The 14994-nt window shown below is 55.3% G+C and carries 12 protein-coding genes; 10 read left to right on the forward strand and 2 right to left on the reverse strand.

The window, feature by feature from the left end:
- The first annotated feature begins 87 nt into the window (after nt 1-87).
- From DYE26_RS01585 to DYE26_RS01620, 8 genes are all read left to right on the forward strand, one after another.
- Entirely contained in the window at nt 88-2334 is a 2247-nt protein-coding gene (locus DYE26_RS01585; RefSeq protein ID WP_036621640.1) for a glycoside hydrolase family 5 protein, read from the forward strand.
- Between the two features lie 46 nt (nt 2335-2380).
- Nucleotides 2381-3574, forward strand: a complete 1194-nt coding sequence (locus DYE26_RS01590; RefSeq protein ID WP_036621642.1) for a HEAT repeat domain-containing protein — start codon at nt 2381-2383, stop codon at nt 3572-3574.
- A gap of 73 nt (nt 3575-3647) precedes the next feature.
- Nucleotides 3648-5021 (forward strand): glycosyltransferase family 2 protein, encoded by a 1374-nt coding sequence (locus tag DYE26_RS01595; RefSeq protein WP_051985845.1) that lies wholly within the window; start codon nt 3648-3650, stop codon nt 5019-5021.
- Between the two features lie 131 nt (nt 5022-5152).
- Nucleotides 5153-5965 (forward strand): response regulator, encoded by an 813-nt coding sequence (locus DYE26_RS01600; RefSeq protein WP_082207732.1) that lies wholly within the window; start codon nt 5153-5155, stop codon nt 5963-5965.
- Between the two features lie 42 nt (nt 5966-6007).
- Complete coding sequence (locus DYE26_RS01605; RefSeq protein ID WP_036621644.1) at nt 6008-7372, forward strand: nucleotide sugar dehydrogenase; 1365 nt, start codon at nt 6008-6010, stop codon at nt 7370-7372.
- The gene (locus DYE26_RS01610) at nt 7362-8321 is read left to right on the forward strand and encodes a hypothetical protein (RefSeq protein ID WP_240534120.1); all 960 of its coding nucleotides are present in this window, start codon (nt 7362-7364) and stop codon (nt 8319-8321) included. The genes DYE26_RS01605 and DYE26_RS01610 overlap by 11 nt, the downstream gene beginning before the upstream one ends.
- Before the next feature lie 176 nt (nt 8322-8497).
- Nucleotides 8498-9004 carry a Crp/Fnr family transcriptional regulator gene (locus DYE26_RS01615; protein ID WP_036621646.1) on the forward strand — a complete coding sequence of 169 codons (507 nt, stop codon included), beginning with the start codon at nt 8498-8500 and terminating at the stop codon, nt 9002-9004.
- A gap of 173 nt (nt 9005-9177) precedes the next feature.
- The gene (locus DYE26_RS01620; protein ID WP_036621649.1) at nt 9178-11268 is read left to right on the forward strand and encodes a serine hydrolase domain-containing protein; all 2091 of its coding nucleotides are present in this window, start codon (nt 9178-9180) and stop codon (nt 11266-11268) included.
- A gap of 92 nt (nt 11269-11360) precedes the next feature.
- Here the strand turns inward: DYE26_RS01620 and hmpA are convergent, their stop codons facing one another.
- Nucleotides 11361-12578: an NO-inducible flavohemoprotein gene (hmpA, locus tag DYE26_RS01625; protein WP_036621651.1), complete on the reverse strand. Its 1218-nt coding sequence runs from the start codon at nt 12576-12578 to the stop codon at nt 11361-11363.
- Nucleotides 12579-13026: 448 nt separating this feature from the next.
- Between hmpA and DYE26_RS01630 the strand changes: the two genes are divergently transcribed.
- Nucleotides 13027-13695 carry a YitT family protein gene (locus tag DYE26_RS01630; RefSeq protein WP_036621653.1) on the forward strand — a complete coding sequence of 223 codons (669 nt, stop codon included), beginning with the start codon at nt 13027-13029 and terminating at the stop codon, nt 13693-13695.
- A gap of 56 nt (nt 13696-13751) precedes the next feature.
- Here DYE26_RS01630 and DYE26_RS01635 read toward each other — a convergent pair whose 3' ends face one another.
- Nucleotides 13752-14240 carry a DinB family protein gene (locus DYE26_RS01635; RefSeq protein ID WP_051985377.1) on the reverse strand — a complete coding sequence of 163 codons (489 nt, stop codon included), beginning with the start codon at nt 14238-14240 and terminating at the stop codon, nt 13752-13754.
- Between the two features lie 138 nt (nt 14241-14378).
- Between DYE26_RS01635 and DYE26_RS01640 the strand changes: the two genes are divergently transcribed.
- On the forward strand, nt 14379-14957 hold the full coding sequence (locus DYE26_RS01640) for a CGNR zinc finger domain-containing protein (protein ID WP_036621656.1): 579 nt from the start codon (nt 14379-14381) through the stop codon (nt 14955-14957).
- The last annotated feature ends 37 nt before the right edge of the window (nt 14958-14994 follow it).

Consider the following 14994-nt stretch of genomic DNA (forward strand, 5'->3'; position numbering starts at 1 on the left):
AAGGCCGCATCCAAAAGTTATTGTCGGATCAAATCCGAATGAGAGGGCCGGCACCATAAAAACAGCGAGGTGAGAACCCAAAATCCGATGACAAGACTAATGAGAAAAAGGCTGGCGGTATGGCTGGCGCTGGGGGCGGTCCTGATCGCCGGCGGAATCTATCTGGTGCTCCAGCAATTGCCGCCGCCTATTAACAGCTTTAAGGCTGCGGATGGGGCGGAGCTTACATTCCGTACCTCCAAGGATCAATTTATGGCCTACGAAGGCGATGGCCAGTGGCGGAAGATGTTCGTCAAAGGCGTGAATTTGGGAGCGACGGTCCCCGGCCATTTTCCCGGAGAATTTCCGCTTACCGAAGAGGATTATTTGCGCTGGTTCAAGCAAATCGACGACATGGGCGCCAACGTCATCCGCATTTATACGGTTCACAACCCGGTGTTCTACAAGGCGCTCGTGAAATACAACCGCGACAAAGAGGGCGATCCGCTGTACTTCATTCAGGGGATCTGGTCCCCGGAGGAGCAGCTGATCGAGCAGCAGGACGCGTATATTCCGGGGATCAAGGAAGCTTTTCACAAAGAAATCGAAAAAGCGGTCAAAGCCGTCTACGGGGATTTGAACACCCCGGTTCAGCCCGGCACGTCGGGCGGCAAATACACCGCGAACGCCGGCCCCTATTTGATGGCTTGGCATATCGGCACCGAATGGGATCCGGAGATGGTGGACAACACCAACCGCAAGCATGCCGATGTTCAGCCGTACCAAGGGCAGTATTTCGGGGCGACGAAGGAAGCCAGTCCCTTTGAAAGCTGGCTGGCCGAGCTGGTCGACGACACGGCCCGGCAGGAGCGCGCTTACGGATGGGAGCATCCGATGACGTTTACCAACTGGGTGACGACCGATGTGCTGAAGCATCCCGGCGAACCGCTGTTCGAAGAGGACTTGGCCAGCGTCGACGCCACCCACATCAAGCCGCTGGACTGGGAGGCCGGATATTTTGCCGCCTACCACGTGTATCCCTATTATCCGGACTTTTTCCATCTGGACAAGACGCTGGAGACGATTCCGGACGGGAACGGCGATTACAACACATACAAGGCCTATTTACAGGAGCTTAAGGCTTATTACAAGGACATTCCCGTCATGGTCACGGAATACGGCGTGCCTTCCTCGCTCGGCGTATCCCATCTCGGCCGCGGCGGCCGCAACCAGGGAGGGCATAACGAGCAGGAGCAGGGAGAGATCGACGTCTCGCTGACGAAGGATATTTACGATACCGGATACGCCGGGGCGATCCTGTTCATGTGGCAGGATGAATGGTTCAAGAAAACGTGGAACACGATGCGGTTTGAGATTCCGGAGGACCGCCGCGCTTTTTGGCTGAACGTGCTGACCAACGAAAAAATGTTCGGCCTCGTATCGATGGGTCCCGGCAAGGAGGACGAGATTACGATCGACGGCAAGCTGGACGATTGGGATCTGCTCCCGGAAGGGGAAGTACAGTCCTGGGACCGGCCCGCGCCCGGCATCGACCGGCTTAGGGTGACGCATGACGAGGCTTACGTTTACGTAGGGCTCACGCTGAGCGAACCGTTTGATCCCAAGAAGCGCAAGATCGCGCTCGGTACGGATACGCAGCCTGGCGGAGATCAGCCGGTTGCCGAACTTCCCGGCCAAACGCTGAGCGATGGGCTTGAAGGGCTGATCATGATCGGCAACGACGATGAAACCGAGGTGCTGACCGCGCCCAGCTACGATTTCCACCAGCGGCTGTACGGCCGCTACGGCTACTGGATGCTGGAGGATCGAACCGCGCAGGAAAAAGTGAAATTCCAGCCCTGGAAGCTGGCGGTCAGCCTGACGATGACGCCGCCGGACACCCGTACGGCCCATCCTTTTCAGGACATGACGGTCGGGAAGCTGACCCGCGGCACGTCGAACCGGGGCAGCGAGGATTTCAATTCGCTGACTTCATGGCAATACAGCGGTAAAGAAATCGAGCTGCGCGTCCCCTGGATGCTGCTCGGATTTGCCGATCCCAGCTCGCTGCAGGTCGTTGATTACGGGCCTTTGAAAAAGGACCGGACCTTCGGCACGGCGAAGACGAGCGGGATCACCTTCGTGCCGTGGGTGGTGGACCGTGCAAGCGGGCAGGTTATAGGCTCCGGCACGGGGAAAGGGACCGCCGGGCCCGGAAGCCGGCAAGGGGTGCTTCAACTGGAGAGCTATCCGAAATACGTGTGGCCCGCATGGGAAACGGTGAAATATACCGAACACCTGAAATCCGGATATTATGCGCTGCAGGCATTTTACAAAAGCTTGCCGGAGCGCTAGGCGATGGGCCGGCAGATGAAGCAAACCAAAGGAGGAAATCGAATTTATGGCTCAGCATCTTACCCTGGCTATCTATTTCATTTACGTGTGCCTGGGACTGATCGTTGCTGGTATTGCGCTATTGTTTTACTTGAAAATCAAGCATTTGCGGATTACGCGCCAAACGAACATGTATCTGCGAAAACATCAAGATTACTTCACCTATATTCAGACGCATTTAAGCGGCGCGGCCTCGCTGCGGCTGCCGCCCGGGAAGCTCGGGCGCCTGGAGCGGCGGGTGATCCAGCAGCGGATGATCGAGTGGATCGAGCAGTTCAGGGGAGATCTGCAGCTTAAGCTGATCGCACTATGTTATGAAGCGGGGTTCGTCGCCGACGATATCAAGCTGCTGGACAGCTTGTTCTACGGCCGCCGGATCGCCGCCGCCTACCGCCTGGGCGGGATGCGGGCGGCCGAAGCGGTGCCGCGGCTGCTTGAGATGCTGAAGAGCCAGCGGTACAGCCCGCTCAGCATCGTCATCGCCCGCTCGATCGCGAAGTCGGCGGAGCAGCCTGAGCAGCTGAAGGACATGCTGCGGCATTTGCTCCGCCACGGCAAGCCGATCCACCATCTGGCGGCCGATATCGTGATGGAGACACGGCTCGATCTAAGCCGGCTGCTCCCCGAGCTGCTGGAGGAGCAAAGCAAGGATCTGGTCAAAGTCGCTTTGGTGGCCATGTGGGGACAAGCGGTTCCCGAAGCGGCGCCGGCGCTGGGGCGGCTCGTCGGGGCGGCCGAGGAAGACGTCCGCACGGAAGCGGTGAAGCTGTATTTAAAAGGCAGTCCGGAGCTGAAGGACGAAACGATCCGCGAGCTGATGGCGGACAAAAGCGCGGGAGTCCGCGCCGCCGTCGCCAAATCGCTGGGCTCGCTGCAAGCGGCCGGCAGCATCCCGCTCTTGCGCAGCGCACTGAAGGACGCCAACTGGCAGGTGCGTCAAAACAGCGCCGAAAGCCTGGCAAGCTTAGGCGAAACCGGCTTTGAGGTGCTGTGTCAAATCGCCAAGCACGGCTCCGGCGACGAACGCGAGACGGCCATGCAGCAAATCGAAAAGACGATGCGGCAGCACCGTGAACAACAAAGACTTGACCAAATGGTCGATTTCAACAAAATGAAACTGCTGTACGACCGGTATTTCGGAGCTTCCGAAACGCGCCCGGTCCGTCAACTGGCGGCGGTTAGGGGGGATTCCACTGCTTAGGGATATTTTGCTGATCTACGGGCTGTTTGCCTCGTATTACGTCATAACGGTCAATCTTATCTATTTCTCGATCATGGGTTTTTCGTTTCGCCAAATTATGACGATTTTCCGGCGCGCGGCATATTCGAAATACAATACGCTGTCCGGCTCCGAGCTGGTGCCGCCGATTTCGCTGCTCGTTCCGGCGTATAACGAAGAAGTTACCGTCATCGAAAACGTTAAATGCCTGCTTACTTTGAATTATCCGACATACGAGGTCATCGTGATCAATGACGGTTCCAAGGACAATACGCTCGGGGTACTGCGGGAGGAATTTGGGCTTGAGCCGCTGCCGAATCCGGATATTCGTCAGACGATCGACTGCCAGCCGATCACGGCCGTGTACCATAACCCGCAATATCCGCATCTGTACGTGATCGACAAACCGAACGGCGGCAAGGCCGATTCGCTGAACGCCGGCATTAATTTATCGCATTATCCGCTCATTTCATCCATCGACGCGGATTCGCTGCTGGAGAAGGACGCGCTGATCCGGATGGCCCGGATGTACATGGAAAATCCGGAGGAGACGGTGGCGATCGGCGGCGACGTCCGCATTGCCAACGGCTGCGTGATCGAAAACGGGGCGGTGAAGCAGGTTTCGCTGCCGCGCAAAATGTGGCCGATGTTCCAGGCCACGGAATACTTGAAGGCGTTTCTCGGGGGCCGCATCGGCTGGAGCTCGATTAACGGGCTGATCATCGTGTCCGGGGCGTTCGGCCTGTTCCGCAAAGAGTACGTCGTCGCGGTGGGCGGCTACCGGGGCGGTTACCCCGGGGAGGACATGAACATCATTATCAAGCTGCACCGCTATATGCTGGAGAACAAGCTGAAGTACCGGATCGCCTTTTGTCCGGAGGCGGTCTGCTGGACGCAGGCGCCGGACACGTACCGGATTTTGTCCAATCAGCGCAAACGCTGGGGACGCGGAAACCTGAAAAACATGATCGAAAACTACGACATGGCGTTCAACCCGAGATACAAGGTGATGGGGCTTTTGACGATGCCGTACAACATTATTTTCGAGGCGCTGAATCCTTATTTCAAAATTACGGGGCTGCTCGCTCTGATCGGGTATACGATGCTCGATATGACCCACTGGCGGATTTTGGCCGTGTTCTGGCTGATCAATTTCCTCAGCGGGTACCTGCTCAGCATCGGCGCGCTCCTGCTGGAGGAACTGGCTTTCAAGCGGTTCAGCAAGCTGTCGGATTTATGCCGGCTGCTCTTTTATTCGGCTTTCAAATTTTTCGGTTACGCCCAGCTCGGAGGACTTTGGCGGATCCAGGGGCATATCCAGTTTTTGCGCAACAACAACTCCTGGGGCACGATGACCCGGCAAAGCTGGCAGGACAAGGCGCCGGCGGGAAAACGGGAAACCCCGGCGGAGCAGGCCAAAACCGCGTAACCTCCGCTCTCCTTGCCGGGGCCGGAAGGGGGCTGATATGGCGAAAACAAACTGTTGGCAAGTACCGTGAAGCTTTTCCATTTCATGGTCATTGCTATCCAAAATCTAAGTTTCGAGAAAGGCGGGAATGAATGATGCCAAACATAACGGCAGTGCAAAGCGAAGTGGAACAATCCGAAGTGTATGCAAGCATGAAGCAAAGCGTGGAGAAAAACGCCTGCGAGGTCAACGGGATGGTGTTCATTTATTCCGCGGGCGGACCATCCAATGCGGAAACGCAGGTCCGGGGAATTCTGGATTCCGAGTCGGGGCTTGATTTTGAAGTTTGGAGCGGGAAAGAGCCGGGCAGCATCGCCGTCCTGTTTCCGGGACAAGCCTTGGACACGGTCCATTTTGAGGGCCTGCGGCTGAAGCTGCGTCTTCAGGAAAGAATTGCAAACTACCGTCCGCAGGTGGCGGTCGCCGGTTTTGCCGGCCAGGAGGAGATCACGCTGCAGGTGCTGCAGCAGTTGGAAGAAGCGGCCAAACAGAACTATTCCGACGATATTCATATTTTTACGAAACACGATACGCCGTTGGCCAAAAGCCGCATCCTCATTGTGGAAGGAGACCCCACCGTACGGGAATTTTTGCAGATCCGGCTGGGGATGCAAAATTACGAAACGGTGACGGCCGATAACGGTATTTCCGCGCTGGAGCTGATTGAGAGCTGGAAACCTGACCTGGTCTTGACCGAGCTCAATCTTTACGGCATTGACGGGCTTCCGTACATCCATCAAATCCAGCGGATCAAAGAAGGCGAAACGCCGAGAATCGTCGTGCTTACCGAACAGCGTGTCGAAAAAACGATCAGCCTGTGCTTTCAAAGCGGGGTGGACGACTACATTACGAAGCCGTTTTCCCCTGTCGAACTGGACGCGCGGATCCGCCGTTGCATTATTTAAAGGTAACCTAATCCTATACAGACAAAATGGAGGTTGAAACCTGTGAATAATAACTACTATAAACTGTTGAATGCGATTGAGTCGAAAACGGCCGTGCTTGGTGTCGTGGGCCTTGGATATGTCGGATTGCCGCTGGCTGTCGAGATGGTGAAGCAGGGCTTTCGGGTCGTCGGAATCGATCTGGATGCCGGAAAAATCGACAAGATTGAGCGCGGGGAATCGTACATACACGATATCCCGTCCGAAACGCTGGCCGCCGCGATGGCGAGCGGCCGGTTTAAGCCGACGACGGACTATGCCGTGCTGTCGGAGATCGACGCGGTCAGCATTTGCGTGCCAACCCCGTTAAGTGAAAATCAGGATCCGGATACCTCTTATATCGTGACGGTAGTGGAGCAAATCAAACGTTATATGAAAAAAGGCATGCTGATTACGCTGGAAAGCACGACGTATCCGGGAACGACGGAGGAACTGATCCAGCGGGAGCTGGAGAAGCTGGGATATGCCGCCGGGGAGGACTTCTTCCTGTGCTTCTCGCCGGAGCGGGTGGATCCGTCCAACTCCAAGTTTAATACTTACAATACGCCGAAGGTCATCGGCGGGACGACCAAAGCCTGCCTCGAGTTGGGAACGGCGCTGTATTCCCGGTATGTCCAGACGGTCGTGCCGGTATCCTCGCCGAAGGTTGCGGAAATGTCCAAGCTGCTGGAAAACACGTTCCGCAGCGTCAACATCGCTTTCGTCAACGAAATGGCGATGATGTGCGACCGGATGGGCATCGACATTTGGGAAGTGATCGACGCGGCCAAAACGAAGCCGTTTGGCTTCATGCCGTTTTACCCGGGCCCGGGCATCGGCGGCCACTGCATTCCGCTGGACCCGATGTACCTGTCCTGGAAAGCGAAAGGCTTCCGCTTTTACAGCCAGTTTATCGAACTGGCCCAGTCGACGAACGACAACATGCCTTATTACGTCGTCAACAAAACGTCGAAAATTTTAAACGAATACGCCAAGTCGGTCAAACAATCGAAAATTCTCGTGCTCGGCATGGCCTACAAGCCGGATATCGCCGACCTGCGCGAATCGCCGGGGCTTGCGGTGTACGAGCTGTTTAAGGACAGCGGCGCCAGAGTCGATTATTACGATCCTTACGCGTCCAGCTTCCGGGAAAAATCGGGCGGCGTGGTGCATAGCGTCAGCTACGAGCTGGACAAGTTCAAAACGTACGATTGCTTCGTGCTGGTGACGAATCACAGCAATCTGGATTACGGCGCCATCGCCGAACTGGGCGTGCCGATCGTCGATACGCGCAACGCTTTCCGCGACTACCCGCTTCCGCACATCTACAAAATCGGCCACTCCGTCCATCCGGTGAACGTGGAAGCCGCAGCGCTGATTGTCGGGTAACGGAACCTTGCGCAAGAAAGCGGCGCTGCGGATGAGAGTGGCCGGAATCATCGCGCAGCGCAAGCGGTTGGCCGTCATTGTCATGGGGGGGATGCTGCTGATGCTGGCGGTAGTGCTGACGCTTGTGTTACTCCCTGCAAACGACCCGCAGCCGAAAGCGACCTGGATCTGGGACACCGCGCAAATTGAGCAGCGGCCCGAAGAGATCGTGGATTTTGCCGAACGGGAGGATGTCAAAGTCATCTTCCTGCAGATCGGCGGCGGAGTGGGCAATGACAGCTACCGCCGTTTTATAAGTTTGGCCGCGTCGCATGGGATCGAGGTTCACGCTTTGAACGGACACCCCGAATGGGCGCTGCGGGAGCAGCGCCGGGAGGGGGGCGACTTCCTGAATTGGGTGGCGGTTTATAACCGCGGGGTTTCGCCCGAGGAACGGTTCAAAGGCGTGCAGTTCGACGTCGAGCCCTATTTGCTGAAGACGTGGACCAAAGAGCGGGAGTCGATTGTCGAGCAGTGGATGGAAGGCATCCGGGCCTGGACGGAAACGGCCAAATACAACAACCTGCAGATAGGGGCGGCGGTTCCTTTCTGGCTCGATGAAATCGACCACCCTTCAAAAAGCGTGCAGCTGCCGCTCGGTAATTGGATGGTCGACCGGTTCGATTATTTGGCGATCATGGCCTACCGCGATACGGCCGGGCGGAGCTACGAGCTGGCGCGAACGACATTGTCCGAAGCCGACCGCCAGAAGAAGCAGGTCTGGGTGGGCGTTGAGCTGGGGGAAAGCACGGAAGGACCGGGCGTTTCCTTTCATGGACAGCCGCTTGCTTCGCTGAACCGGGAGATGAAGCAACTGGAGCAGCTCGGAGGGCGGCACGCCTCGTTTGCCGGCGTAGCGGTCCATAGCTATGAGTCGTGGAATAGCAAGCTCCGGCAACCGGCAAAATAACCGATATCAAGGCTGCTCCGCAAAGGGCAGCCTTGATTGTATAATTTCTGAACAATTAAACCGGATGAACCTGGCGAAAAATGAGAAACCGGCGTTCCCAAAGGTTTATAAGACAGCCCCTGGCATTTTTGCTATAATAGTAATAATTGTGAATCAGGGGAATGGAGAGAGATCTTATGATTTTGCATAAAGGCGAAATCTTATTCCGGCAGGGGGATGACGGTTCGTTTTTATACCATATCAAAAGCGGCCTGTTCAAAGTGACGCGCCTGCATGAGAACGGCAACGTGGTTTTATTTAATATTTTATATCCGGGAGAGACGGTTCCGCATCATTCCTTGATTTCGCCGAAGGAGATCCACGGCACGGCGATCGCTTTAATGCGCAGCGAGGTCGAGGCGATTCCCGCCCAGACTTGGTACCGTGAGCTGCAGGAAGACCCGAAGAAGCCGCTGGAAGTGGCGGAACTTCTCCAGGAGAAGGTCCGGTTTATGCAGGAGCGCCTGGATCATTTAACGGTCGGCACGCCGGCCGAACGGCTGGAGCTCCTGAGCAAATGGCTGAACCGGCATGCCAACGGCATCCCTTTGACCGATTACTTAACCCAGGAAGAGATCGGACAGCTGATCGGCGTAAGACGGGAAACCGTCAACCGGCTGCTGCGCGGCCAGCACAAGGAATAGGCCGCGGCGGACCATAGCCCTTCCCTGGATCGATTGGACCGGACGCCAAAAGCAAGATGATTAAGAGACCACTTAGCTTATGCAAGTGGTCTTTTTTTGTTTGCGGATCGGGAAACGAATGATCCGGTGAAACGTACTACATTAGGAACCCTATTTTAAAGGAGGCTTTTTCTTTGAAAAAAAGATTCCAGAGCACGCTGTTAACCGGCCTCATGATTATGCTGCTGCTGCCGGCAGGCGCATTTGCAGCGGAGCCTAACGTTCCCGTCCTTTCAGGCGGGTCATTGGAGAAACTGGCGGCTGAGAAAGCGGAGCTGATTACCAAAAAGTATCAGACCGCAAGCATCCAATATGCCCTGATCGATCAGGGCAAGATTACGATATCCGGTCAGGCGGGGCTTAATGATGCCGGCGGCAAAATCCCGTTGACCTCCGACACTATGTACGGAATAGGTTCCACGAGCAAGATGTTTACCGCCGCCGCGGTGATGATGCTGGCAGACCAGGGGAAGGTAAATCTGGATACTCCCTTGATTGAGTACATACCGGACTTCAAAATGCAGGACGAACGCTATAAACGGATCACGCCGCGGATGCTGCTTAATCATTCCTCGGGGCTGCCGGGCTCAAGCCTGGGAAGCGCCTTTCTTTTTGAGGATAACGACTCCCATGCCCATGATACGTTACTTAAGCAACTATCCGCTCAAACTCTAAAGGCCGATCCGGGGGCCTTCTCGGTCTATTGCAACGACGGTTTTACCCTGGCTGAAATCTTGGTAGAGCGAGTTAGCGGAATGGATTATACGGCATTCATTCATCAGTATTTGACCGGACCGCTGCAACTGAGCCATACCAAGACTCCCAAGGATCAGCTTGATGTAAGCAACATGGCGGCTCTTTATTATCCGGCTTACCAGGGGCAGCTGCCTAGCCTAACCGCAAATGTCATCGGGGCGGGAGGGATTTATTCCACCGCCGAGGATCTGGTGCAATTTGCGGATGTATTTATGAAGGACTCGCAAAACCGCGTTTTGTCCGAGCAGTCGGTTCATGCTATGGAGCAGGAGGAATACAAAAAGGGACTATGGCCCGAAGAAGCGGATACTTCCGTGGTGAATTACGGGCTGGGCTGGGATAGCGTAAAGTTGTTTCCGTTTAATGATTACGGCATTAAAGCGCTGTCCAAAGGCGGAGACGTCCTGCTGTATCATGCCTCGCTGATTGTGCTTCCGGAACAGAACATGGCGGCAGCCGTCTTATCCTCCGGCGGCTCCAGTTCAATAAACCAGATGCTGGCGGCCGAGCTGCTGCTCCAAAGTTTGAAGCAAAAAGGGACCATTAAAGAATTCAAGCCGGCGAAGTCGTTTGGCAAGCCGGATAAAACAGAAATTCCCGGCAATATGTTCAAATATGCCGGTTATTACGTCGCTACCAATCAGCAGGTGAAAGTGGCTTTTGCCGATGGCGAAATGTCAATCACGACACCGCTCAACCCGGAAGCTCCGGAGCAAAAGCTTGTCTACACCGCTGAAGGCGCTTTTGTCAGCGAAGACGGCAGCGTGCAGGTCAGCTTCGTTACCGAAAAGAACGGCCGCACCTACTTGCGGGAAAGGCACTATGCAACGGTTCCTGAATTGGGACAGGCGGCGCTAAATGTGTATTCGGCCGAAAAGCTGGAAGAAGCCGAAGGGACTCCACTGCCTCCCGAGATAGAAGCAGCTTGGGAGAAGCGGGAAGGGAAGACTTACTATCCCGTCAACGAGAAGTACAGCTCGGTGATCTATCAACTGATGAGGCCGACCTTGCGGATCGGCCGGACAGATGACTTGCCGGGGTATTTGGTGGATAAGAAGATCATAGATTCCAATACCGCGGTGAGCCGGCATCAAATTCCGGGCACGGGAAGCCGGGATACGGCGGAATACCGCTTCTTTTCCCGGGAGGGCGTAGAATATTTTGAGGCATTGGGTTCGGTCTATATAAGCGAAGATGGGGTCAAACCGCTGCATGCCGGCAAGAAGTCTACGGTCATGCTGCAGGCTGGTGAAACGGCCAGATGGTACACCGTTCCTAAAGCGGCGGCCGGCAAGACGATGACGGTCGGGATGCCTGAGCACGGAGCCTTTGCGGTATATGACGCGAACGGGCTTTGTGTGAACTTCACGGTTGTCAGCGGGAGTAATCAAGTGCAGCTGCCCGAGAACGGCACGATTGTATTTGCCGCCGGGGAACGCGCCCGCTTTGACATTCAGCTGAAAAAATAAGATGAGAGATTTGCGTTTAAAAAGCGCGGGTACAGGGAAATCCCTGATCCCGCGCTTTTGAGTTTTGGATGTTTCCGTCTGGCCCACGTAGTTTATTTGCTCATCGTATCCTCGAGACTGTCGGCCGGTCCGAAAAACTCGAAGTGAATCCGCTCTCCGGGAACGCCCCATTCTTTCAGCACCCGGTTAATTGCTTTCATGAACGGCAGCGGACCGCAGAAATAAAAATCGCTGCCCGCGTCCGTGACGCTCTTCAGCCACGGAAGATCGATGTAGCCCGTTTTGTCGGGGGTTTCTCCGGCTTCCGCCGTTTCGTAGATGAAATAGGAGCGGAGATTGTCATGGGTTCGCGTAAGCTCGTCTACATGCTCCTTCATCGCGTGGTGTCTTCCGCTCCGGGCGGCATGGATATAAACGATCTCCCGCCCCGAGCCGCTTTGCAGCGCCGTCTCCAGCATGCTGATCATCGGCGTGAGCCCGACGCCGCCGCTCAGCAGAACAAGCGGTATTTGCTGCGATTGGTCGAGCGTAAAATCACCGGCCGGCGCGCTTAGTTCAAGCACGTCGCCTTCGCCGATCCGCTCATGCAAATAAGTGGATACAATGCCGGCCGGCTGGCCCTCCACGGCGTCTTCCCGTTTGACGGAAATCCGGTAAAAAGGCTGGCCGGGAGCCGCGGACAGGCTGTAATGGCGGAGATGGGTGAATTCCTGGCCCTCCGGCTTTACGCGTACGGTGATGTATTGGCCCGGTTTGTAGGGGGCGATCTCCCCGCCGTCTTCCGGCTTCAAATAAAATGAGGTGATGACTTCGCTTTCCTTGACTTTGCGGTCGACGACAAACCGGCGGAATCCCCGCCAGCCGCCTTTTTGTTGCTCGGCTTCCTTGTACATCTCGGCTTCCGTGCTGATGAACACGTCGGCGATTACACCGTAGGCTTTGCCCCAGGCTTCCAGAATTTCATCGGTAGCGGCGTCGCCGAGCACCATTTTGATCGCCGCCAGCAGGTTTTCGCCGACGATCGGATAATGCTCCGGCATAATGCCGAGCGCCCGGTGTTTTTGCGCGATGCCGCGCACGACCGGGAGGATTTCCTCAAGGCGGTCGATATGCGCGGCGGCGGCGTAAACGGCGTTGGCGAGCGCCGTCGGCTGTTTGCCTTGGCGTTGGTTGGCATGGTTGAATATGTTGAGCAGTTCGGGATGATTTTTAAACATCGTTTCGTAAAACTTTTTGGTTATCGTTTCGCCGTGAACTTCGAGTACGGGTACGGTCGACTTGATGATCTCGATCGTTTTGGCATCAAGCATTAGTGAAAACCTTCTTTCTCGGAATTTCGATTTGCTTCCACCTCAGTATAGACAGGGGTAATTCCCTAAAAGGTGATCTTCGTCACACCGAAATTTTCCGAAATGTGAACTATTTGTAGATTGCAATGATATACGTCACATTATTCGCCTTAATTATTTGAGATTTGGATGATTGCTGTCGTCATGTTTTGCTTTGTGGTATAATATAAATATAAGAAAAATCTAAAGAAAGGATCAGGATACCATGAGTTCCCGAAGGACGAATTCCCCAAGGACGATTTGGAAACGTTGTGATCTCTCTTATACTTAGCTTCTTTCATGGACTGTCGGTTACGGCCAACAACCCTACGAAAGAGGCGTGACATCATGCGAAGGATAAAGTCCTCAAGGACCTTCTCCGTAGGGCGTTGGCGTAAGGTCAACCAAACTACGATAAGAGGGATCCCGTATGAGGAACAAGACAAGATGGCAAGTTGACGGAAAATCGCTATTGATGATGCTGTTTGGCTCCTGTTTATTGGCTTTTGCTTATTATCACATTAACTTTCAGAACGGATTGTCGGAAGGCGGCTTTGTGGGCCTGGCCCTGCTTGGAAAATATTTGCTTAACCTGCCGCCGGCGCTGACGATGATCGCGCTTGATGTGCCGATCGTGCTGCTGGCCTGGTTTTTGAAGGGCCGCAAGTTTGTCCTTAATACGCTATTCTCATCGCTTGCGTTTTCGGCGTTTTACGAATTGTGCGAGCAATTCTCTCCACTCGTGATCGATTTGCGCGCGAATTTGCCGCTGGCGGCGCTGCTGTCGGGCTTGCTGACGGGGATCGGAGCGGGTCTGGTGCTGCGGGCGGGCGGAGCGAGCGGGGGAGACGACATTTTGTCGATGCTGCTTAGCCAATGGTCCGGAATCAAAATCGGTGCCATGTTTGTGCTGATGGATGCCATCGTTCTAACGATTTCATTATTATATCTGCCTTTTAAGGAAACCTTATTTACGATTATGGCAGTTCTTATAGCAGGTAAAGTGATCACCTGGACCGTTCATTACGGACACGGTCAGTTGACGCCGCTGCGCGTCCCGCACCGGGTTAAAGTTAAGGAAAAAACGGCTCGAGCTTAAGGCTCGGGCCGTTTTTTTTTGCCGCTTCCCGTCCGGCGAATTGCCGGCGGAACGCCCTAGGATCTCCAGCAGCCCTGCTGCCGGCGGATAAGCACGATTTGCCCGGCATGGTAGGCGTCATGCAGCATCCAGCGGGAAAGTTCACGGCCGATCGTTTCCGTGCTTGAGCCAAAAGGAGCTTCCAGATCGGCTTCGCTTAAGGAAGCAATCGCCTCGCGCAGCTCCAGCTCGATCCGTTTTGTTTCGGCGAGCGTGTGGCTCCAGCCGTTCTCGTCCTGGGCGTCTCCCGGCCCGCCAAACGTTTCCTCGTTTGTACCTGCATCGGGGCCCGGATCGATCCCCCGCAAGCGGCTAAGTATCCGCTGGTTGAAATAATTGATATGGCTTACGGTTTGCCAAATCGTATTGCCCCCGCCCGGCGGCGCCCAGGCGGCCTGTTCGGCCGTGACGTTGGCAAGCGCGGCGGACAAAGGGACGACCCACTCTTCCAGCTCCCAGGTGTTGTCTTTTTGCACTAGCAACAAATCAACTGCGTTTTCGCTCATCCTTACTTCCTCCCATCAATGTAACTGGCTAACTATTTATTAAAAGGCTACAATGTAATTGTAGCAAAATATCCGGAGAATTGTAACCACTTAATATTGATTTAGATAGTTACGAGCAGCTTTGGGAGGCAAGTTGAATTGGAGACGCTTTGGAGTGATTTTATCAACAGCGAATGGCATGACTGGAAAGGCGGCGGACGAAGCGAGGACCGGCTGGAGAAGCCGTCATGGCAGTCGGGGTTTCTGAACGATTGGCGGCTGCGGGCGCCGGTTCCGGCGGCGGATGATGACATCGCGGCGATGCGGGAGTTTCGGGAAAAGCTGCATGCCCTGGCGGTTGATTTGGCCGGCGGCGGAGAGATGGGCGAAGGGGCCTGGCACTTGCTGAATCAGTATATGAAGCCGGGGACGGTGTACCGGGAGTTTGCGGCTGATCGCGAAGGAAGCGTCAAGCTGCAATACCGGCCGGCTATGGCGGAGTGGAGGCAGGTGCTGGCGGAGGTGGCCGCAAGCTTCGGCCAGACCGTTTCGCAGGGGGAGGCCGGCCGCATCCGCGTTTGCGACAACCCGGACTGCAGGTGGATATTTTATGACGATACGCGGAATCGGACGAAGAAATACTGCGACGACAAAATGTGCGGCAATCTGATGAAGGTGCGGCGTTTCCGCGCCCGGAAAAAAGCGGAACAAAACTCGGACGGCGACGCCGAAGCGTAGGGCGAATCGTCGATGACCATAATCAAAAAAAGGTTGC

Origin of the sequence: Paenibacillus macerans, assembly GCF_900454495.1 — a bacterium.
Classification (GTDB): Bacteria; Bacillota; Bacilli; order Paenibacillales; family Paenibacillaceae; genus Fontibacillus; species Fontibacillus macerans.